Genomic DNA, 23180 nt, shown 5'->3' on the forward strand with positions numbered 1-23180 from the left:
AATAGCTACTAGAGGAAGCGTAAATCTGAGCATGTAGTGATAAGGACTGAGCGAATTTTGCTCAGTTTTTTTAATAGTCTTGGAATTTATAAAATTTTACCATGAGGAGGAAGAAGTATCTCTATTACGAAAACATAGCAGCAAGATGGCAATTGATTTAATCTTATCCAACTTGGTTCTAAATTGGCAAATAAGGGTATGCTAGAAACAAATGGAAAAACAAAAAAGTCGAATATTTGTTCGTTTTTGTGTTAAAATGTCTAGCAAATGTGATAAAATAATTGTAGTCATAGATGATCGGAGGAAGTTCTAGTGAAAAATACGTTTGATCTTGTATCAAAGTACGAACCACGTGGTGATCAGCCTAAAGCAATTAAGGAGATTGTTGAGAGAGTGAAGGCTGGCCAACGTCATCAAACATTATTGGGGGCGACAGGTACGGGGAAAACATTTACCGTGTCAAATGTAGTACAAGAAATTAATCGTCCCACATTAGTAATTGCACATAATAAAACGTTAGCTGGACAACTATATAGTGAATTTAAAGAGTTCTTTCCAAATAATGCAGTTGAATATTTTGTTAGCTATTATGATTATTATCAACCAGAAGCTTATGTTCCTTCTACAGATACATTTATTGAAAAAGATGCAAGTATTAATGATGAAATTGATAAGCTTCGACACTCAGCGACATCTGCTCTTTTTGAACGAAATGATGTTTTAATCGTTGCTAGTGTTTCATGTATTTATGGTTTAGGTTCTCCAGAAGAATATGAGAGTCAGGTGCTTTCCATTCGAGTAGGAATGGAAAAAGATCGTGATCAGCTGCTACGTGAACTTGTTGACATTCAATATGCAAGGAATGATATAAATTTTCAGCGTGGTACATTTCGAGTGCGCGGCGATTCTGTCGAGGTCATACCTGCATCGAAGGAAGAGCACTGTATTCGTGTTGAATTCTTTGGAGATGAAATTGACCGGATTCGGGAAGTTGATGCATTGACTGGAGAAATTATCGGTGATCGAGAGCATATTGCTATATTTCCGGCTTCTCACTTCGTAACAAGAGAAGAAAAAATGAAGCTTGCGATCAAAAATATCGAACAGGAGTTAGCAGAACGTTTAGAGGAATTACGAGAGCAGGATAAGCTCTTAGAAGCACAGCGATTAGAGCAACGTACTCGATATGATTTGGAAATGATGAATGAAATGGGATTTTGCTCTGGAATTGAGAATTATTCTAGACATCTAACGCTTCGAGAAAGCGGAGCAACTCCGTATACGTTGCTTGATTTCTTTCCCGATGACTTTCTAGTAGTAGTTGATGAATCACATGTTACATTGCCGCAGATTAGAGGAATGTACAACGGAGACCAAGCCAGAAAACAAGTACTGGTTGATCATGGATTTCGTTTACCTTCAGCGTTGGATAACCGCCCATTAAAGTTTACAGAATTTGAGAAAGCTACTAATCAGTTGGTCTATGTATCTGCTACCCCAGGACCTTATGAAGAGGAACATTCACCTGATATGACAGAACAGATCATTAGGCCGACTGGATTATTAGATCCAAAAGTAGATGTTCGACCGATAGATGGTCAGATTGATGATTTAATTGGAGAAATCAATAAACGAACAAGTAAAAATGAGCGTGTCCTCGTAACAACGTTGACGAAAAAAATGTCGGAGGATCTTACAGATTATTTGAAGGAACTGGGAATCAAGGTTGCTTATCTACATTCGGAAATCAAAACGTTGGAACGAATTGAAGTAATTAGAGATTTAAGAGTTGGGAAATATGATGTTCTTGTCGGTATAAACTTATTACGTGAGGGTCTTGATATACCGGAAGTATCCTTAGTCACTATTTTAGATGCAGATAAGGAAGGGTTCTTACGTTCGGAACGATCATTAATTCAAACGATGGGACGGGCTGCACGTAATGAAAATGGCATGGTTATTATGTATGCCGATAAAATAACGAAATCGATGCAAATTGCCATAGATGAAACAAATCGCAGACGTGAAAAACAGATGGCATATAATAAAGAGCATAATATTATACCTAAGACCATTAAGAAGGATGTCCGAGAAGTAATTCGTGCCACGGTTGTTGCAGAGGACCAACCTAAATATGATGGAAAAGCGAAAAGTATTAGCAAGTTAGCATCAGAGGATAAAGAGCAAGTCATTGAGCAGATGGAAAAAGAAATGAAGGACGCTGCGAAAGCACTGGATTTCGAAAAAGCAGCTGAACTTCGTGATATTATACTTGAACTTAAAGCAGGAAGGTGAAATTAATGCCAAGTAAATCAATTAAAATTCAGGGTGCCAGAGCACATAATTTGAAAAATGTGGATGTAGAAATTCCCAAAAATAAATTGGTTGTTTTGACAGGATTATCTGGTTCTGGTAAGTCCTCTTTAGCTTTTGATACGATCTATGCAGAAGGTCAACGACGATATGTAGAATCTCTTTCTGCCTACGCAAGACAATTTCTTGGACAAATGGATAAGCCTGATGTTGATGCAATTGACGGATTGTCACCCGCTATATCCATTGATCAAAAAACTACAAGTAAAAATCCGAGGTCTACAGTTGGTACAGTAACAGAAATATATGACTATTTACGGTTATTATATGCACGTATTGGTCATCCTACTTGTCCTAAGCATGGCGTTGAAATATCTTCACAAACGGTCCAACAAATGGTAGATCGAATTATGGAATATCCAGAACGGACGAAAATGCAACTACTTGCACCTGTCGTATCTGGAAGGAAGGGTGAACACGTTAAGGTATTTGAAAGGTTGAAGCAGGAAGGATATGTTCGCATTCGTGTTGACAAAGAAATGCGTGAAGTTACGGAAGAGATTAAATTAGAAAAAAACAAGAAGCATTCGATCGAAGTAGTTGTTGATCGAGTTGTGGTAAAAGCTGGTATAGAAGGACGTTTAAGTGATTCAATAGAAACGGCCCTCTCTTTAGGGGAAGGTAAGCTTATTGTTGATATCATTGGTGATAAAGAATTGACCTTCAGTGAAAACCATGCATGTCCTATTTGTGGTTTTTCCATCGATGAATTAGAGCCGAGATTATTTTCTTTCAATAGCCCTTTTGGAGCCTGTTCTACCTGTGATGGCTTAGGGACAAAATTGGAAGTAGATATGGATTTAGTTATTCCTGACTGGGAAAAGTCATTAAACGAACACGCAATTGCGCCGTGGGAGCCAATTAGTTCACAATATTATCCACAGCTTTTAAAGAGTGTCTGTGAACACTTTGAGATTGATATGGATAAGCCTGTGAACGATATCCCCAAAGATAAAATGGATAAAATTCTTTATGGTAGCGGGAAGGAAAAGATTCATTTCCACTATGTAAATGATTTTGGCAGTGTGCGCGATAGTCATATTGTCTTCGAGGGCGTATTAAACAATGTTAGTAGGCGCTATCGAGAAACATCCTCTGACTATATACGTGAAACTTTAGAAAAATATATGGCGCAGAAGAAATGTCCGAAGTGTAAAGGTTATCGGTTAAAGGAAAGCGCATTAGCTGTGTTGGTTAATGGGTTGCATATCAGTAAAGTTACAGAATTCTCTATTATGGAGGCAAAGAAATTTTTCGATACATTAGATCTATCGGAAAAAGAAAAACAGATTGCTAGCATGATTTTAAAAGAAATAGATAATCGATTAGAATTTTTAAATAATGTTGGACTTGATTATTTAACACTATCTCGTTCTGCCGGAACACTTTCAGGAGGAGAAGCACAGCGTATTAGACTAGCTACACAAATTGGTTCAGCTCTAACAGGTGTGCTCTACGTATTAGATGAACCTTCGATAGGTCTACACCAACGTGATAATGACCGCTTAATTGATACTTTAAAGCGGATGCGTGACTTAGATAATACACTCATCGTTGTTGAACATGATGAAGATACTATGCTAGCAGCGGATTGGCTTATTGATATTGGCCCAGGAGCAGGTGAACATGGAGGGCAAATTGTTGCTAGCGATAGGCCGGAAAATGTCATGAAAAATAAGCAATCACTAACAGGTCAATATCTAGCGGGTCATAAGTTTATCCCGCTACCAGTAAAAAGAAGGAAGAAAGATAAGCGTGTTATCGAAGTAGTAGGGGCAGAGGAAAATAATTTGAAGAAAGTTTCTACGAAAATTCCAATCGGGTTAATGACGGTTGTGACCGGAGTTTCCGGATCTGGGAAAAGTACGTTAGTAAATGAAATTATCTATAAGTCGCTAGCAAAAGAACTGTATAGTGGAAAGCATAAACCAGGTAAGCATAAGAAAGTAAAAGGAATGGAATATATAGATAAAGTAATTGATATCGATCAATCACCTATCGGTCGTACACCACGATCCAACCCTGCTACGTATACAGGTGTGTTTGATGATATCCGTGATGTATATGCTCAAACGAATGAAGCAAAGGTACGTGGCTATAAAAAAGGAAGGTTTAGTTTTAATGTAAAGGGTGGGCGCTGTGAAGCTTGCCGTGGAGATGGGATTATAAAGATTGAGATGCATTTTCTTCCGGATGTTTACGTTCCATGTGAAGTATGTAAAGGTAGTCGCTATAACAGAGAAACATTGGAAGTAAAATATAAAGGAAAAAATATCTCAGAGGTGCTTGGTTTAACAATCGAGGAGGCCTTAGAATTTTTTGCAAATATCCCTAAAATAAAACGCAAGCTACAAACCATTTATGATGTTGGGCTTGGCTATGTAAGACTTGGGCAACCGGCAACGACCTTATCAGGTGGAGAAGCTCAACGTGTGAAGTTAGCAAGTGAATTGCATCGTAGATCAAATGGTAAATCGTTTTATATTTTAGATGAACCAACAACTGGTTTGCATGTTGATGATATTAATCGCTTATTAAGTGTTTTGCAACGACTTGTCGATAATGGTGATAGTGTTTTAATCATTGAACACAACCTTGACGTTATTAAATCTGCTGATCATATCATTGATCTTGGACCTGAGGGTGGAGATCGCGGTGGACAGATCATTGCAACAGGTACCCCAGAACAAATCGCAGAAGCAGAAGCATCCTATACTGGAAAATACTTAAAGCCAGTATTAGAACGTGACATGAAGCGGATGGACAATGCGATAGAAGTAAAGGAAAAAGTAGCTACAAAATAGTTGGAAGAGGCTGTGGCAGAACTTAATTGCATATTAACGAATGAACGATTCATTATAATAATAAAATGAAGCAGACTTTAGCGTGGTCAACATGCGTAAAAGGAAGAGTGCTTTTCTGCATACGATGTATCGTTGGCGAAGTCATCCTTGTCCTGCGGGAACAGCACGGTCCGAAGACCTCTCAGAAAGCTCTTTGTGCTTTCTGAGAGGCTATGGGCGGTGCCTGGAAAGCGAAGCATTTTGAGAGCGATGAAGGAACTACCTATCTTCAAAAAAGTAACCCGAATGTTATCTGAAAGATTTGAGATAAAATTCGGGCTTTTATATGAAATGAAGCATTAGAGTCGGTTTAATTTTTTGACGCCATGCGGTTGTTTCGATAAGCTAAAAGAAGAAGTTGATTGGGAGGAAACTGATAATGAAACCAATTGAAGTAGAGAGTGTACAACAATGCTTAGACGATTTTACAAATAAACAGGTCTACATACATGTGGAAACTACAAATGGAGCGTACGCTAGCCATTTTGATGATAAAGCATATAATGTTGGGGCTTATGTGCGGAATGCGCAGGTTACATTTAATCAAGCGAAGATCGTTGGTGATGGCAATGCGTATCGAGTCGGCTTAAAGACCGAGATCGGCTGGATTTATGCAGAAGGATTAACAGACTGGGTAATTCATGAAGGATCAAAATTATTACTAGCTGGTCATGATCGGGAAGGTAGATTAATGGTTGCGCTTCAGATTAGTGAAACACCGTTTAATAATTAAAAAGATAAAAGAAGGGGATAGGTGATCAACTTGGAAAAACATGTTGTTGTTATATTACCGCATCCAGATGATGAATCATTTGGTGCTGCAGGATCAATTTCACATTTTCGAAGTCAAGGAATACCTGTAACATATTTATGTGGGACCTTAGGGCAGATGGGCCGAAATATGGGATCACCCACTTTCGCAAATAGAGAGACATTACCATTAATTCGAAAGCAAGAGCTTAAAAACGCATGTAAGGTTCTTGATATGGACCTAAAAATGCTAGGTTATCGTGATAAGACCATTGAATTTGAAGATCAAATGGAAATTGCACAGCATTTAAAAGGCATATTAGAAGAGATAAAGCCAAGTTTAGTTATTACACATTATCCTAATTATGCTGTTCACCCAGACCATAACGCACTTGGGGCAGCGGCAATTAAAGCTGTTGAACTGATGGATGAGCGACCAACTGTATGGGCGCAGGCATTTGCACGTGGATTTAAAAAGGAACTCGGAGAACCAGATGTTATTAATGATGTTTCCGCCTATTTTGAGAAAAAAATGGATGCCATTCTTTGTCATGACTCTCAAGCTGGAGGCATTATTGGTCCGCTGAAAAATTATAAGGAACTTGGTGAGGAAGTACTACAAGAAGCGAAGGAACGGTTTGGTACAGAGGAATTTTTTACTTGGCAGTTTTCAGTATGATGAATGATTGGATAGCGAATGGAATACGATGATAATCAAAAGGAGGTAATCCCATGAAAAAGCTATATCGTTCCAATACGAAACGTATGGTAGCTGGTGTTTTTGGTGGACTATCTGATTATTTTAATATAGATGCAACGATTCTAAGACTTGTATTTGTTGTATGTTTGATTTTTAGTCTATTTAGTTTTGCGTTTGTATATTTAGCGGCTGCCTTAATTATTCCTACTGAAAGGGAGAACTATTAATTATGCTACGCTGGATTGTGTCTATCATTTTAAATGCAGTTGCCCTGATTGCTGTCGCACAATTATTTGATTCCTTTCACTTGGACGGATTTGGTACGGCATTGCTTGCAAGTTTGATATTAGCTGTTTTAAACGTAATTGTTAAGCCGATACTCATATTATTTACTTTGCCGATAACCATTCTCTCGTTAGGATTATTTCTATTTATTATTAATGCTGTAACATTAATGATTACACAGGCATTAATGGATGCTTCTTTTGTTATCAACGGATTTGGTACAGCGGTTTTAGCTGCTATCATACTATCTATCATTAATTTACTTTTGAATAGTGTAGTAAAAGACTCAATTAGATAACAGGATCGCAGGTGATAGATAGCCTGCGATTTTTCATGTGTAAAATTGTTCGTAGTGTTCAATCTGATTGCCATAGGAGTTAGGCGATAGCAAATCTTATAAAGAATATGCTACAATGAAGAAAACTTTTGCCTAAAGGTTATCCGACATTATTTCATGTATTAGGTAAGGAGCATTTCTCAACGAAACTTAATTTAATATATATGTCCAAGCCGTTTAGATAAATATTCTTATCTCACGTAAAACGAATTACGAGTGATTTGCCAGCTGAAAATTTTGATCTTCTTGTTAGAATAAATTTTAAGTGCGATAGACAGAGGCAGATAAGGAGAACGGTGTCTCACAGGATTTTATGGCGCGTGGAAAGCCGATATCTTGTTGAATACGTGTCCATATTGTTTATTGAGATATTCTTTAGAAGGAAAGTATCCAACTAAATAACATGGAGTCTATGTTTTGAATGGCAACAATAAGGAGGATAAATACATGTCAACCGTTCGGACGAAGGATTTATTAGAGAATTTCAATCTGACCCTTGTCGCAGGTGAGGACGGACTACATAGAGAGATTACTACAAGTGATATCTCACGACCTGGAATAGAAATGACAGGGTACTTTAAATACTATCCAAAAGAAAGACTACAGTTAATCGGCAGGACGGAAATGGCGTATTTCTTAGATTTAACAGATCAAGAAAAAGTCGAACGAGTTGGCCAACTCTGTACAGATGTTACTCCAGGAATAGTGGTAACAAGAAATATGGACATACCACAAGTGATGATCGATGCTGCTAATGAATCAGGTGTGCCTATCTTGCATTCACCGCGAAAAACGACACGAGTGATTAGTAGGCTAACAAATTATTTAGAAGCGAAATTTGCCCCGTTTACTGCAATTCATGGGGTGTTGGTAGATATTTATGGAGTTGGTGTGCTGATTACTGGTCAAAGTGGAGTAGGTAAAAGTGAAACAGCACTAGAACTAGTGAAGAGAGGGCATCGCTTAGTAGCCGATGATAGTGTAGAAATACGTCAAGAGGATTATGACAGTCTTATCGGTAACGCTCCACCTTTAATAGAGCACTTATTAGAGATTAGAGGCCTTGGAATAATTAATGTAATGACATTATTTGGAGCGGGATCTGTTAGAAGCTATAAAAAGATTTCATTAATCATTAATTTAGAAATTTGGGATCAAAAGAAACAATACGATCGTTTAGGTCTTGATGAAGATAAAATGAAGATAATGGAGGTTGAATTACCAAAGGCAACCATACCAGTACGTCCAGGAAGAAATTTGGCTGTCATTATTGAGGTGGCGGCTATGAACTTTCGTTTAAAACGTATGGGTGTTAATGCGGCAGAAGAGTTTTCGGAGCGGTTAACAAATATGATTGATCAAGAAAATAGCTAGGAGGAAAATAAGATGAGTTGTAATGCACCAGCACTTGACCGTGTATTTTTACATATAGGATCATTACCGATATATTGGTATGGCGTGATTATAGCAGCAGGAGCCTTTCTAGGCTTATTTTTAGCTACTCGAGAGGCTGACCGCTTAGGTATGAAAAAGGATATCATGGTTGATTTAGTTGTCTTTGCCATCCCTATTGCTATTATTTCAGCACGAATATATTACGTTATTTTTGAATGGGATCGTTATGCAGGTGGTCCATGGAGTGATGTCTTTGCTATTTGGGAAGGCGGTATCGCAATCCATGGTGCTCTCATAGGTTCTGTACTAACTGCCATTATCTATGCACGTGTTAAACAAGTATCATTTTGGCAATTAGCAGATATTGCCGCACCGAGTATAATTCTAGGGCAAGCAATCGGCCGCTGGGGAAACTTTATGAATCAGGAAGCACATGGCGGAGAGATAGCAGAATCAACATATAATAGCTTTCATCAATACTTGCCTGATTTTATTATGAACCAGATGTGTATAGATGGGGTTATGTACCATCCGACGTTCTTATATGAGTCGTTCTGGAATATTCTTGTGTTTGTATTTCTACTTATATTGCGTAAATTTAACCCTATTCGTGGAGAATTATTCTTAAGCTATGCCATTACGTACTCGATTGGACGCTATTTCATAGAAGGAATGCGGACAGATAGTCTTTATGTCTTGGGATCACTACGTCAGGCACAGGTTATCTCAATTGTCATTATTGTTGTAGCGTTACTATTAATCATTTATCGCCGAAAAACGATTAATACCCGGTATAATGAGGTGGAACATAAGGGGAAAGTGGTAAAAAACACGTATCAAAAGAAAAAAAATAAGAAGAAGAAATAAAATAACATCTAGTTATAAAGAGGCGTTAGAATCGTAGCTAAATGTATACTATTTTAAGGAATTAAAGTTTCATATGAAAGAGGGAATATGGAATGAAAGGGATTTTACTTCGAGGAATGCAGCAGGGATTAAATACATCATGGACATTAGGAAAAGTTATTTTTCCTGTTACGTTAATCGTTACGATTTTACAATTCACGCCCGTTTTACCATGGATTATAAAGCAACTTACTCCTCTAATGGGATGGTTAGGGTTGTCTGGGGAAGCTGCTGTACCACTTGTTTTAGGAAATGCGCTGAATCTTTATGCGGGTATAGCAGCGATTGTTTCATTTGATTTTACGGTTAAAGAAGTATTTATTATGGCGATGATGTTATCATTTTCCCATAATTTATTTATTGAATCTGCCGTTGCCTCTAGGGTAGGTGTTAATTGGTGGTTGATCTCAGGAATTAGAATAGGGTTGGCGCTTTTCGCTGCGATTATCATTAACTTCCTTTGGAATGGCGGGGCGGAACAAGCAGCATATGGATTCATTTCTTCGGCAAATCCTGAATTAACAGGTTGGGGAGAGATTATTCTACATGGTCTGCAAACAGCTATTGTGGCCATTGCTCAGCTAGCTATGATTGTGATACCACTCATGATAGTTATGCAATTTTTACGTGAAAAAGGATGGTTGAATTATCTGTCTACTAAATTTGCTCCGTTTACAAGGGTTCTTGGAATGAAAGAGAATACCTCAATGACCATGGTAGCTGGGCTGACAATAGGTTTAGCATATGGTGCTGGTGTGATGATTCAGGCTGTGAAAGAGGATGGCGTTGAAAAAAAAGATATGATTCTAGCACTCATCTTTCTTGTTTCCTGTCACGCAGTAGTTGAGGATACGGTCGTATTTATCCCATTGGGAATCCCAGTATGGCCACTACTAGTTATTCGACTCATTACAGCAATTTTATTAACAATGGCAATTTCATTCATTTGGAACAGCATAGATAAGAACAAAAGAAGGAAGGAAACCACTAATGAGCATTCGTACAATACTTTTTGATTTAGATGGGACACTAATCGATACAAATGAATTAATTATTGCGTCATTTATTCATACATTTAATGCTTATCATTTAGAATATTCGCGTGAGGAAATTATAGAATTTAATGGACCTCCGTTGGTTGATACATTTACCAAGATTAATGCAAGACGAGCAGATAGTATGGTTGAAACCTATCGTGAGCATAATTTAAAAGAACATGATAATTATGTAAAACCGTTTCCGCATGTAGTTGATACTGTAAAAAAGCTACAGGAGAATGGGATTGAAATGGCGATTGTGACAACAAAGATGAGAAAAGGGGTAAATAAGGGGCTTTCATTAACAGGGCTGGATAACTATTTTGAAACAGTTATTACTATAGATGATGTGACGCATCCAAAACCGCATGAAGAACCTGTGTTAAAAGCAATGGAAGCATTGCAAGCCGATCCCAAGAGGACATTGATGGTTGGTGATAATTATCATGACATTGAAGCGGGGAAAAATGCTGGGGTACAAACAGCAGGTGTTGCTTGGACCTTTAAAGGTAAACAACGTTTACTGGAATATAAACCGACATATATGCTAGATGATATACGTGATTTACTGCAAATTACTGGAGTGTAGCCAATGCGAAAAACAAAGCGTTACCCTGTGCAGAATATGAATGCATTATGGCAAATTTATAATACAGTACCTTTTTGGAAGGTAATGAAAAATTTTATTGTGATTCAGATAGCAAGGTATACACCTATTTTGCCAATGAAAAATTGGTTGTATCGCAAGCTTTTACGGATGGAAGTTGGAGAGTATACAGCATTCGCTTTGATGGTAATGCCGGATATTATGTTTCCAGAAAAAATTAAAGTGGGAAAAAATAGTGTTATTGGCTATAATACAACCATTTTGGCACATGAATATTTAATAAAGGAATATCGTATTGGAACGGTAACGATTGGTGATGAAGTAATGATTGGAGCGAATTCAACGATATTACCAGGTGTAACGATTGGTGATCATGCGATTGTCTCTGCTGGCACGTTGGTACATAAGGATGTACCAGCTGGATCTTTTGTTGGTGGAAACCCGATGCAAGTGAAGTATACAAAAGATCAAGTTAAAGAAAGGGAAGAAAAATTGAAGCTAGAGTAGGTGATTGAATTGAACATACCAACTGGTATTTTACCTGCGATCCGAAAAATGAAAGATTTTGATAAGGCTTTGGATACCCCTCATGAATCCATAGTTATTCTAGAAACTAGATTGGCGCAGATAAAAAGTTTAGTGGACTATTCTAAGCGCGCAAAAAAAAATATATTGGTACACTTCGATCTTATTCAAGGATTAAAGTCGGATGATTATGGTATGGAGTTTTTGTTAAGAGAAATAAAGCCAGACGGTATCTTATCAACTCGAGCAAATGTTATTAGTATGGCGAAAAAGCATCAATTGTTAGCAATCCAACGTGTGTTTTTATTAGATAGCTTAGCCCTAGAGCAAAATATAAAAGTAATTAATCGAGTACAACCAGATTGTATCGAGGTATTGCCTGGACTTATTCCATCAATGGTGCATCAGATCCATGCCAAAACGGAATTGCCAGTAATCGCTGGAGGATTAATTACCAACGAGGAAGAAGTTAAAGCTGCTTTACAAGCTGGTGCTGTTGCTGTTTCAACATCAAATACAGATCTTTGGAAGATGATGTAATTTATTTCATGGTTGTTCGCTGATATAATAGATATAGTTTAAAATTGGCTAGGTAATCGTTAATGTAGATTGACGAGTGCCTAGTTTTTTATCTTTGTGAAAATGTACGCTTAAAGAATCTATTAATAACTTTCTGGAATTGTGGAATACCAAAATATCAACTTTTTTAATGGAGGTATTTTAGTATGTCTGCATTTTTTGGAGAGTTAATTGGTACCATGATTCTAATTATTTTCGGCGGGGGAGTAGTAGCTGGGGTCAATCTGAAGCACACATTATCTGAAGGATCAGGTTGGGTTCTAGTCTCCATAGCTTGGGGTCTTGGCGTTACCATGGGTGTTTACGCAGTAGGTAATATTACTGGAGCCCATATTAACCCAGCTGTTACACTAGGTTTTGCTGCAATTGGTAAATTTCCTTGGGCGCAGGTTCCGTTATATATTTCAGCACAAATGCTAGGTGGCTTTATTGGTGCGATTATCGTTTTTTTTCATTATTTACCACATTGGAAAGAAACGAAAGATCAAGCTACAAAGCTAGGTGTGTTTTCTACCGGACCTGCTATTCCTAATACGCTAGCAAATTTAATTAGTGAAATTATAGGTACGTTTATACTAGTAATGGGTTTATTGTTTATTGGTGCGAATACATTTACAGAAGGATTGAATCCACTAATTGTAGGGTTGCTCATTATTGCTATTGGTATGTCTCTTGGTGGAACGACAGGATATGCGATTAATCCAGCTAGAGATCTAGGCCCAAGAGTGGCTCATTGGATTTTGCCAATTCCTGGGAAAGGATACTCTAATTGGAGCTATGCTTGGATTCCGGTAGCTGGCCCGGCAATTGGTGGTATTTATGGTGGACTTTTTTATGAGGCAATTTTTAAATCTCATGCTACAATAGTATTTTGGGTTTTTACTGCTGGTGTTTTACTATTGTTTATTACTGCATTAGGTAATGAACTAAAAAAGGCTTAATAATTACTAAATAAACGTATGACGGTTTTTTGGGGAGGAATAGAAATTGGAAAGATATATATTAGCACTTGATCAGGGGACAACCAGTTCACGTGCAATTATTTTTAATCATGCTGGTGAGATTGTTGCAACGGGACAAAAGGAATTTGAACAATATTTTTCAAAACCAGGCTGGGTAGAGCATGATGCCAATGAAATATGGACTTCTATACTTGCTTGTATCTCTGATGCACTTCGTAAGGCAGATTTAGAGCCATCTGATTTAGCTGGTATAGGTATAACAAATCAAAGAGAAACAACAGTTGTATGGGATAAAAACACTGGCAAACCTATTTATAAGGCGATTGTTTGGCAATCTAGACAAACTAAGGATATTTGCGATCAGCTTAAAAATGAAGGTTATAATGATGTCTTTCGGGCAAAAACAGGTTTATTAATTGATCCTTATTTTGCAGGGACAAAAGTGAAATGGATATTAGATCATGTCGATGGTGCAAGAGAAAAAGCAAATAATGGAGATCTTTTATTTGGTACGATTGATACATGGCTAGTCTATAAATTAACTGGTGGGAAACGCCATATTACGGACTATTCTAATGCATCTCGAACCCTCATGTATAATATTTATGATCTTAAATGGGATGAAGAATTATTAGAAATTTTAGGAGTACCGAAATCCATGCTGCCAGAGGTAAGGCAGTCTTCAGAGGTGTATGGTACTACGGTGGATTATCACTTTTTTGGACATGAGGTTCCAATTGCTGGAATTGCAGGAGATCAGCAGGCGGCCTTGTTCGGACAGGCTTGTTTTGAAAAAGGAATGGCAAAGAACACATATGGTACAGGATGTTTTATGCTAATGAATACAGGAGAACAAGGAATGCAATCAAAACATGGTCTCCTTACTACACTTGCTTGGGGAGTCGACGGTAAGGTAGAGTATGCATTAGAAGGAAGTATCTTTGTTGCGGGATCAGCAATCCAATGGCTGCGAGATGGCTTAGAATTAATCGAAAACTTGTCAGATACTGAATCACTTGCTCACGCTGTTTCTTCTACAGAAGGTGTATACGTAGTCCCTGCATTTGTTGGATTGGGAACGCCATATTGGGATAGTGATGTCAAAGGTTCTATATTTGGCTTAACGAGAGGAGCTACAAAAGAACACTTTGTACGAGCTACTTTAGAAGCATTAGCGTATCAAACAAAAGATGTTGTCGATGTTATGGAACAGGAAGCTGGTATGAAAGTGAAAAAATTCCGAGTTGATGGTGGAGTTGTCCAAAACAATTTTTTAATGCAATTTCAAAGCGATATGCTTGATGTTGCTGTAGAACGTCCAGTGGTTAATGAGACGACGGCATTGGGAGCTGCTTATTTAGCGGGTCTTGCTGTTGGCTTTTGGGAAAGCAAGGAAGAGATTGCTCAGCAATGGAAAGTAAATCGAACCTTTAATCCTACAATCATAAAAGAAGAAAGAACCAAATTATATACGGGATGGAAACAAGCAATAAAAGCAGCACAAGCTTTTAAGTAAAGTACTATACGAAATAAATGAATTATGCTATACTATAAGTAAGTTAATAGTGTGGACGGAGAATTGGAGAAGCCGCAAGCAACTAATGTAAGAATTGCATTAGTTTGTTTTGTGGCTTTATTTTTTATGTATTAGGAATTTTTTCCGTCTGCGTATACATGACTATCCAGAAATATGGGTATTGATATGTATAGACATTACTAGAAATGGGGAGTGAATAATAGTGAGTAATTTTTCTAGTCACGAACGCAATCAGCGATTAACAAAGATGGAAAATACAGAGTTAGATTTACTAGTTATTGGTGGTGGAATTACAGGATCAGGTATTGCTTTAGATGCTGTAACTAGAGGATTAACAACAGGGCTAGTAGAAATGCAGGACTTTGCAGCTGGAACCTCCAGTAGATCAACGAAATTAGTACATGGTGGACTACGTTACTTAAAACAATTTGAAGTAAAGATGGTTGCAGAAGTTGGAAAGGAAAGGGCCATCGTTTATGAAAATGGTCCACACGTAACCACACCTGAATGGATGATGCTACCATTCCATAAAGGTGGCACATTTGGTCCATTTACTACTAATATTGGATTACGCGTCTATGACTTTCTAGCAGGAGTTAAAAAAGGGGAACGCCGGAAGATGTTTAACCCAGAAGTAGCGCTAGAGAAGGAGCCTCTTGTTAAGAAGGAAAATTTAAGAGGCGCGGGTTATTATGTTGAATACAAAACAGATGATGCGCGACTTACCATTGAAGTATTAAAAAAAGCCGTGCAAAAAGGAGTACTTGCGGCAAACTATACTAAAGTGGTTGAATTTATTTACAATGATAAAAACCGCGTAAAAGGTGTTGTCGTAGAAGATCAGATCAGTGGAGAACAGTATCGCATTTTTGCTAAAAAAATTATTAATGCAGGTGGACCGTGGGTCGATAATTTAAGAGAAAAAGATGGATCGAAAAAAGGCAAAGCATTACACTTAACAAAAGGGATTCATTTGGTGTTCCCGAAAGAAGTCTTCCCTTTACAGCAAGCGATTTATTTTGATACACCTGATGGACGGATGATTTTCGCTATTCCTAGAGAAAACATCACCTATGTAGGCACAACGGATACTAGTTATAAAGGAGACATCGCTAATCCCAAAATGACAGTCGAGGATCGTGACTATCTAATTGATGCGATTCATTATATGTTCCCTTCCTTAAACATTACAGCGGATCATGTCGAATCAAGTTGGGCTGGTTTACGTCCGTTGATTGCAGAAGAGGGGACAGATAATCCAAGTGAGATTTCACGGAAAGATGAAATTTTTGTTTCTGATTCTGGTTTAATATCCATGGCTGGAGGTAAATTAACTGGATATCGAAAAATGGCAGAACAAGCTGTTAATACAGTAACAAAACAGCTTCAAGAAGAAGAAGGTATCATGTATTCGAAATCAGATACAGTACATTTACCAATCGCAGGAGGAGAAGTTGGCGGTTCTAAAGGCTTCAAAAAGTATTTAGAGAGAAAAACCGCAGAAGCTGTAGCAGAAGGCTTAGATGAAGCAACTGCTATTTATTTAATTAAGAAGTATGGTGCTAATTTTGATGTTATTTTTGAGTTATATCAAACGAAGCAGGAGGAAGCGAAACAAGCAGAAATTGATCCAGTCGTTTTCGCTCAATTACTTTATGCGATGGAATATGAAGCTGCTTATAAACCAGTTGACTTCTTTATTAGACGTACAGGTGCGCTCTTCTTTGAAATAGAGTGGGTAAAATCACATCAGGAAAAAGTGATTGACTACATGGCACGAACGTTAAATTGGACAGATGATCAAAAAGAAATGTTTACAGAGGAACTACAGCAGCTGCTATATGATGCTGTTCACCCTGTAGCAGAATAAGGTAATAAATATAAAGCGGAGCATTGCAAAAAAGCTATGCTCTGTTTTTTTACGTCGTGGGGCTATTTTCTTATCACGCTATATAAATCACCTAGTAATTATGGTATACTTTGTTCGTATGTTAACAAACTAGGGGGATATACATGCAACACGTTACAAATAATATAAATGGAAAACAAAACAACGTTCTCCCTTTTATTCCTGAAGGTGATTTTTATTTCACAAAAGGTGTAGAAGCATTTCAAAAAAGAAAATTTGATATAGCTGTTAAATGGTTAAAAAAGGCTGTTGAGAAAAAACCATCTGATGCATTGTACCAATGTCAGCTATCAATTATATATACTGAAATAGGTTCTTATCATGCTGCAAACCAATTGTTAACCAACGTATTACAATCATCTGAATATGTTGATTGCTACTATTTACTAGCAAATAATTATGCACATTTAGGGTTATTAAACGACGCCAAAAAATATGCTGATTTGTATTTAGAAAAAGAACCTGAGGGTGATTTTAGTGAAGAAGCCTTTAGGTTATTAGAGCTGATCAATATTGAAGATGATGAAGATATCGATGACTGGGAATTGGAAGATGAGGATGAACTACTTATTTACCAAGAAACCGTATTCTATCATATGGAAAATATGGAATGGGATAAAGCTATTCCGGTATTAGAAGAAATGATGACTTTGTTTCCGGAACATAAAATGACAAAACATGATTATACTCAGGCATTATTTTTCTCTGGACATCCAGAAGAAGCTATTGAGATGGAATTAACTATGTTGAAGGAAGATCCTAATTCATTGTATAGCCATACAAATTTAGCTTTATTTTATTATCAAATTGGAGCACAAGAAGAATATGATTTGCATATTCAGACATTACTAAATGTATATCCAATTCATGAACAACAAAAACTGCGAATCGCTGTTACTTTATCAAGAACAGGTGAGCACGAAGCAGCGTATCCTCGTTTTTCGTCACTTGTCAAAGCGAAAGTAAAAGGACATCCCTCTTACTTCCGTTGGTATACCAAGTCTGCATATTATATTGGTGAACAAGAGAAAGCAACTGTTATTTGGCAAGAAGGCATAAAAAAACACCCCAAATTAACCAAGGAGGAGGCGCCTTGGGAACAAAGTAGTAGGAATTGAGCATAATAATAGACGAAACACGTTGATTTTATTAAGCTTAGTATGGCTGAATTATTATAGTGAAAAAGGGGCGATATCGATGTCCGAAAATCATATGTATGATGTTATTATTGCAGGGGCTGGTCCAGCTGGGATGACTGCAGCGGTCTATGCTTCTCGAGCTAATTTGGAGACATTAATGATCGAGAGAGGAATTCCCGGTGGCCAAATGGCAAATACCGAGGATGTTGAAAATTATCCAGGTTATGATCATATTTTAGGACCGGATCTTTCTAATAAGATGTTTGAGCATGCAAAAAAATTCGGTGCAGAGTATGCGTATGGTGATATTAAAGAAGTTATCGATCATGGAGACTATAAAACAATCGTAGCAGGAAATAAAGAATACAACACGAGAGCACTAATCATTACTACTGGAGCACAATACAAAAAGCTGGGAATTCCAGGTGAAGAAGAATTGAGTGGTCGTGGTGTTTCCTATTGTGCGGTTTGTGATGGTGCATTCTTTAAAGAGAAAAATTTGATTGTTATTGGAGGAGGCGATTCGGCTGTAGAAGAAGGAATTTATTTAACACGATTCGCTGATAAGGTGACAGTTGTGCATCGTCGTGACGCTTTACGTGCCCAACGTATTCTACAAGATCGCGCTTTTGATAATGAAAAGATTGACTTCATTTGGGACACTGTTGTGGAAAAAATTAATGAAGATGGCGGAAAAGTTGGAAGTGCAACTTTGAAAAACAATAAAACGGGAGAAACATACGAGCATTCTATTGATGGAGTGTTTGTATATATTGGAATGGTCCCTTTAAGTGAACCATTTAAATCGTTAGGAATTACAAATGATGAAGGCTATATACCAACAAACGAAAATATGGAAACGACGATTCCTGGTATCTTTGCTGCAGGAGATATTCGTGATAAGACATTACGTCAAATTGTGACTGCTACTGGAGATGGAAGTATTGCAGCTGAAGCAGCGATTAAGTATGTGGAAGATCTACAAGAAGAACTAAAAACCACAAATTCCTAGCTATTAAGAGGGTACTATAGAGAATAAATGAGCGATCACACCGGTAAAAGTCTAACTGGAGAATTACAATAGAACCTACCTTTGTGCTCTCTTTCAATGGAAAAGTTGAACTGATCGTGTTCATGATGAAACATCGGTGGGGACGACGAAATTTCACCATGGATAAAGCTTTACTTTATAAAGAAAAATTTACCAATAGTAATTGGTTCTTAATCCTGTTGTAATATGTTCGAAATAATCATGGGTTATAATTAGAAGTAACTAATTGACCCCCTTTTAATAGATAGATTAGTTTTTGGCACAGGTGTGAAAACCTGTGCTCTTTTTTTGTCGAAATCCCCATTATATTGTATACATATAGTCTCATAAATCAGTCGTATGGAAGTTTAATTCGTAAACTAGTATAATAAAAGAAATGGAATTTAGTTGTTCCTCTTCATACGGGGTGATTTGTAATGCAACAGGTAACGAATTGCATAGTAATAGATAATAACCATATATTAGTACTAAAAAAGCCAAGGCATGGCTGGTATGCTATTCCTGGAGGAAAAAAGGAACAAGGAGAAACGATCCAGGAATCTGTTATTCGAGAATATAGAGAAGAAACAGCATTAGTGCTCAAAAATCCAAAATTAGCAGGTGTTTTCACATTTTCTATTATGGAAGGACAAACACTTATAAAGGAATGGATGATGTATACGTTTATATGCCGCAAGTACAGTGGTGAACTTACGGCATATTGTCGAGAAGGTGAATTAGAATGGGTCCCCGTAAATCAAGTTTTAGATTTACCGATGGCAGAAGGGGATCAAATGATTTATAAATATCTGCTTGCTAATGAGCAAGTCGTGTCGGGGGCCTTTTCATATACAGCTAAAGACGAACTAATTAATTTTCGGATTGATCCTATAGAGCAGTAGGATTTAGGTAAAGGGGAGATACAAAATGAGAAATGGAGAACAAGAAACAAAGTTGGTTATCATTACAGGGATGTCTGGAGCTGGGAAAACAGTAGCTGTTCAAAGCTTTGAAGACTTAGGATACTATTGCGTAGATAACTTACCTCCTACATTACTACCGAAATTTATTGAGCTAATGAAGGATTCTACGAACAACATACAAAAAGTAGCTCTAGTTATGGACTTACGAGCTAGGGAGTTTTTTGATACGTTATTTGAGGCACTAGACGTATTGGCTAAAGAAGATTGGCTTGAAGAACATATCTTATTTTTGGATGCAAAGGACGAAAAATTAGTAAGTAGGTATAAAGAAACGAGGCGTTCTCATCCCTTAGATGTTGGTGGTCTTCCGCTAAATGGTATTAGGCAGGAAAGAGAAATTCTTGATGAATTAAGAGGAAGAGCTCAGCGAATAATCGATACGACAAACTTAAAGCCTAAGGATCTACGAGAAAAGATTGTTCAAAAATATTCAGAGGAAAGGCAAGAAGTATTTTCTGTTCATATGGTCTCGTTCGGCTTCAAATATGGTCTGCCAATTGATGCAGATCTGGTGTTTGACGTCCGCTTTTTACCTAATCCTCACTATGTCGCAAATTTACAGCCCTTAACGGGGCTTAATGCAGATGTTGCTTCCTATGTATTTAAATGGACAGATACACAGAAATTTAATGCTAAAGTATTAGATCTTTTACAATTTATGCTCCCTCAATATAAAAAAGAAGGTAAATCACAATTAGTAGTTGCAATTGGATGTACGGGGGGACAGCATCGCTCTGTTGCACTTTCAGAGTACTTTGCCAAAGAGCTATCTTCTCAATATATTACTCATGTCAGCCATCGTGACATCGATAAAAGAAAGGGATATTAATTATGAGTGAAGAAACCCTGCCGCGTGTTGTAGTTGTTGGGGGCGGAACAGGAATGCCAGTTTTACTACGTGGCTTAAAAGATCTGCCTATTCAATTAACGGCACTTGTGACGGTAGCTGATGATGGCGGCAGTACAGGTAGATTACGAAATGAAATGGCAATTCCAGCTCCTGGTGATATTCGTAATGTAATTGCTGCACTATCAGATGCAGAACCAATGCTCATCGAGTTATTCCAGCATCGCTTTAGTGTTGGTAATGGATTATCCGGCCATTCCATGGGAAATTTGCTACTTGCTGCAATGACATCAATTACAGGTAATTTTAATATGGGAATTCGTGAGATCTCACGTGTTTTAAATGTCAAAGGGAAGATTTACCCTATTTCCAATGATAACATGTCATTACATGCGGAGATGGAGGATGGCACTATTATTTCAGGTGAATCAAATATTCCATTATCAAAGAAAAGAATTGAGCGTGTGTTTTTAAGCCCACAACCTGTTCAACCACTACCAAATGCAGTCCGTGCCTTAAAAAAGGCAGATCTAATTGTTATTGCTCCTGGTAGCTTATACACAAGTATAATGCCGACAATCATTATGCCACAAATTGATGAAGCTATCCGTCATACAACAGGTCAGGTAGTTTATGTTTGTAACGTTATGACACAGGCTGGAGAAACAACAGGTTATACAGCAGCAGACCATGTTCAGGCAATACGAGATCATATTGGTGAAAAGAGTGTTGATGCAATTGTGGTGCATAATGAACCAATAGAGCAGACGGTTCGTGATATGTATGCGGAGGAAAATGCAGCTCCGGTTATTTATGATACAGATCGTTTATTAGAAATGGGCTTAAGAATTATTGAAGGGGATATAATTGATCCAACTCAATCTACATTACGACATGATAATCATAAAGTTGCATCATTATTATATTCTATTTTAAAAAATAATGGATAGCTAAGAATACAAGTAAAGGGGGGATATGATTGTCTTTTGCTTCTGAGATAAAAAAGGAATTAACAGCCATCGATATAGATGATTGCTGTATGCATGCAGAATTGGCTGCACTCATCCGTATGAATGGAGCGATATCCCTATCCAAGCAAGAATACACCTTAGACGTACAGACGGAGAACGCAGCTATTGCGAGAAGAATTTATACATTAATTAAGTCAACATATGCTCTACCTGTAGAGTTATTAGTACGCAAAAAAATGAAATTAAAGAAAAATAATGTTTATATTGTTCGGCTAAAGGAAGATGTGCGTTCTTTATTAAAGGATTTAAATATATTGCAAGAGCCCTATACCTTTACAAGGAATATATCCGAGAGATACGTAAAAAAATCTTGTTGCAAGCGTGCCTATTTACGTGGAGCGTTTCTTGCAGGTGGCTCCATTAATAATCCGGAGACATCTTCCTATCATTTGGAAGTATTTAACTTTTATCAGGAGCATAATGATGCACTTTGTGATTTACTTAATGCGTTTGATTTACATGCTCGTAAGCTGGAAAGGAAAAATGGATATATCGTATATATGAAAGAAGCAGAAAAGATTACGGAATTTCTTAGCATTATCGGTGCACATAATGCTTTATTTAAGTTTGAGGATGTACGAATTGTGCGTGATATGAGAAACTCTGTTAATCGACTTGTTAATTGTGAAACGGCTAATTTAAATAAAACGATTGGTGCAGCATTTCGTCAAATAGAAAACATTAACCTAATTGAACGTACAGTTGGTTTAGATCAGTTACCGGAAAAACTCAGGGAAATCGCAGTTTTACGTGTAAAGCATCAGGATGTCTCCCTAAAGGAGCTTGGTGAATTAGTTACAAGTGGTAAAATATCAAAATCAGGTGTAAACCATCGCTTGAAAAAAATCGATGCTTTTGCTGAAAAAATTAAAAAAGGTGAAGTTTTACAGTAATTGTTTAATTTGATTACCATTCATGATATAATACGGATAATTTAAAATCTTGTAGTTTAATGTAGCCCTTCGTGATTCAGTGGGAAATTCCACTGAATCACCATATTTCGTTCTATTTATGTAATATTTGATAGCGTTTTCATTTAAAGGGAGGATGAGGTATTTGGTTGAGAGGTCAATTAAGGTGGAACTGACAACTGGCTTACAAGCGAGACCTGCAGCAGAATTTGTACAGGAGGCTAACCGATATACATCTCATATATTTCTTGAGAAAAATGGTAAAAAAGTGAATGCAAAGAGTATCATGGGCTTGATGAGCTTAGCGATAACTACTGGAGAACAGATTACGTTGATCGCAGAAGGAGCAGATGAAGAAGCAGCATTGTCACAACTTACTTCCTTTGTTGCCAAAAAGTAATAAAAAATCCCTTTCTTTTTGTGTAGGCCACTGAAAAAGTCCAAAAAAGATATGATTTCCATTTTATTATGGGATTCATATCTTTTTTTAGTTA

At 37.3% G+C, this 23180-nt stretch carries 22 protein-coding genes; all 22 read left to right on the top strand.

Features of this window, described 5'->3' with window-relative positions:
* Positions 1 to 312 precede the first annotated feature (312 nt).
* The 22 genes from uvrB (at position 313) to ABDZ84_RS20990 (ending at position 23086) form a co-directional block, all read left to right on the top strand.
* Positions 313 to 2295 carry an excinuclease ABC subunit UvrB gene (gene uvrB / locus ABDZ84_RS20885; RefSeq protein WP_166530202.1) on the top strand — a complete coding sequence of 661 codons (1983 nt, stop codon included), beginning with the start codon at positions 313 to 315 and terminating at the stop codon, positions 2293 to 2295.
* Positions 2296 to 2300: 5 nt separating this feature from the next.
* A complete protein-coding gene (gene uvrA, locus ABDZ84_RS20890; RefSeq protein ID WP_121605666.1) occupies positions 2301 to 5177 on the top strand; it encodes an excinuclease ABC subunit UvrA in 2877 nt (958 codons plus the stop codon).
* A gap of 418 nt (positions 5178 to 5595) precedes the next feature.
* Positions 5596 to 5949 (top strand): YojF family protein, encoded by a 354-nt coding sequence (locus ABDZ84_RS20895; protein ID WP_166530203.1) that lies wholly within the window; start codon positions 5596 to 5598, stop codon positions 5947 to 5949.
* Positions 5950 to 5979: 30 nt separating this feature from the next.
* Complete coding sequence (gene bshB2, locus ABDZ84_RS20900; protein WP_121605936.1) at positions 5980 to 6645, top strand: bacillithiol biosynthesis deacetylase BshB2; 666 nt, start codon at positions 5980 to 5982, stop codon at positions 6643 to 6645.
* A gap of 53 nt (positions 6646 to 6698) precedes the next feature.
* Positions 6699 to 6893: a PspC domain-containing protein gene (locus ABDZ84_RS20905; protein ID WP_026681673.1), complete on the top strand. Its 195-nt coding sequence runs from the start codon at positions 6699 to 6701 to the stop codon at positions 6891 to 6893.
* Positions 6893 to 7249, top strand: a complete 357-nt coding sequence (locus tag ABDZ84_RS20910) for a phage holin family protein (RefSeq protein ID WP_281950149.1) — start codon at positions 6893 to 6895, stop codon at positions 7247 to 7249. Before ABDZ84_RS20905 ends, ABDZ84_RS20910 begins: the two co-directional genes overlap by 1 nt.
* Positions 7250 to 7735: 486 nt before the next feature.
* Positions 7736 to 8662, top strand: coding sequence for an HPr(Ser) kinase/phosphatase (gene hprK, locus ABDZ84_RS20915; protein ID WP_026681671.1), 927 nt, complete (start codon positions 7736 to 7738; stop codon positions 8660 to 8662).
* A gap of 12 nt (positions 8663 to 8674) precedes the next feature.
* On the top strand, positions 8675 to 9550 hold the full coding sequence (gene lgt, locus ABDZ84_RS20920; protein WP_026681670.1) for a prolipoprotein diacylglyceryl transferase: 876 nt from the start codon (positions 8675 to 8677) through the stop codon (positions 9548 to 9550).
* A 92-nt stretch (positions 9551 to 9642) separates the two neighbouring features.
* Positions 9643 to 10605, top strand: a complete 963-nt coding sequence (locus ABDZ84_RS20925; protein WP_026681669.1) for a nucleoside recognition domain-containing protein — start codon at positions 9643 to 9645, stop codon at positions 10603 to 10605.
* On the top strand, positions 10580 to 11215 hold the full coding sequence (gene ppaX, locus ABDZ84_RS20930) for a pyrophosphatase PpaX (RefSeq protein ID WP_026681668.1): 636 nt from the start codon (positions 10580 to 10582) through the stop codon (positions 11213 to 11215). The genes ABDZ84_RS20925 and ppaX overlap by 26 nt, the downstream gene beginning before the upstream one ends.
* Positions 11216 to 11218: 3 nt before the next feature.
* Positions 11219 to 11740: an acyltransferase gene (locus tag ABDZ84_RS20935; protein ID WP_026681667.1), complete on the top strand. Its 522-nt coding sequence runs from the start codon at positions 11219 to 11221 to the stop codon at positions 11738 to 11740.
* Between the two features lie 9 nt (positions 11741 to 11749).
* Positions 11750 to 12298, top strand: coding sequence for a glycerol-3-phosphate responsive antiterminator (locus ABDZ84_RS20940; protein ID WP_026681666.1), 549 nt, complete (start codon positions 11750 to 11752; stop codon positions 12296 to 12298).
* Between the two features lie 185 nt (positions 12299 to 12483).
* Positions 12484 to 13278, top strand: a complete 795-nt coding sequence (locus ABDZ84_RS20945; RefSeq protein ID WP_026681665.1) for an MIP/aquaporin family protein — start codon at positions 12484 to 12486, stop codon at positions 13276 to 13278.
* 46 nt (positions 13279 to 13324) lie between these two features.
* Positions 13325 to 14815 (top strand): glycerol kinase GlpK, encoded by a 1491-nt coding sequence (gene glpK, locus ABDZ84_RS20950; RefSeq protein WP_026681664.1) that lies wholly within the window; start codon positions 13325 to 13327, stop codon positions 14813 to 14815.
* Between the two features lie 223 nt (positions 14816 to 15038).
* Positions 15039 to 16706, top strand: a complete 1668-nt coding sequence (locus ABDZ84_RS20955; protein ID WP_026681663.1) for a glycerol-3-phosphate dehydrogenase/oxidase — start codon at positions 15039 to 15041, stop codon at positions 16704 to 16706.
* Between the two features lie 143 nt (positions 16707 to 16849).
* The gene (locus tag ABDZ84_RS20960; RefSeq protein ID WP_026681662.1) at positions 16850 to 17863 is read left to right on the top strand and encodes a tetratricopeptide repeat protein; all 1014 of its coding nucleotides are present in this window, start codon (positions 16850 to 16852) and stop codon (positions 17861 to 17863) included.
* A gap of 79 nt (positions 17864 to 17942) precedes the next feature.
* Complete coding sequence (trxB, locus tag ABDZ84_RS20965; RefSeq protein WP_026681661.1) at positions 17943 to 18896, top strand: thioredoxin-disulfide reductase; 954 nt, start codon at positions 17943 to 17945, stop codon at positions 18894 to 18896.
* Between the two features lie 455 nt (positions 18897 to 19351).
* Positions 19352 to 19816: an NUDIX domain-containing protein gene (locus ABDZ84_RS20970; protein WP_026681660.1), complete on the top strand. Its 465-nt coding sequence runs from the start codon at positions 19352 to 19354 to the stop codon at positions 19814 to 19816.
* A 25-nt stretch (positions 19817 to 19841) separates the two neighbouring features.
* On the top strand, positions 19842 to 20726 hold the full coding sequence (gene rapZ / locus ABDZ84_RS20975; RefSeq protein ID WP_026681659.1) for an RNase adapter RapZ: 885 nt from the start codon (positions 19842 to 19844) through the stop codon (positions 20724 to 20726).
* Positions 20727 to 20728: 2 nt separating this feature from the next.
* The gene (locus tag ABDZ84_RS20980) at positions 20729 to 21694 is read left to right on the top strand and encodes a gluconeogenesis factor YvcK family protein (RefSeq protein WP_026681658.1); all 966 of its coding nucleotides are present in this window, start codon (positions 20729 to 20731) and stop codon (positions 21692 to 21694) included.
* 29 nt (positions 21695 to 21723) lie between these two features.
* Positions 21724 to 22668, top strand: coding sequence for a DNA-binding protein WhiA (gene whiA, locus ABDZ84_RS20985; RefSeq protein ID WP_026681657.1), 945 nt, complete (start codon positions 21724 to 21726; stop codon positions 22666 to 22668).
* 163 nt (positions 22669 to 22831) lie between these two features.
* Positions 22832 to 23086 carry an HPr family phosphocarrier protein gene (locus ABDZ84_RS20990; protein WP_026681656.1) on the top strand — a complete coding sequence of 85 codons (255 nt, stop codon included), beginning with the start codon at positions 22832 to 22834 and terminating at the stop codon, positions 23084 to 23086.
* Positions 23087 to 23180: the final 94 nt, after the last annotated feature.

It is taken from the genome of Virgibacillus salarius (assembly GCF_039521925.1).
GTDB classification, from domain to species: Bacteria; Bacillota; Bacilli; order Bacillales; family Amphibacillaceae; genus Virgibacillus; species Virgibacillus salarius.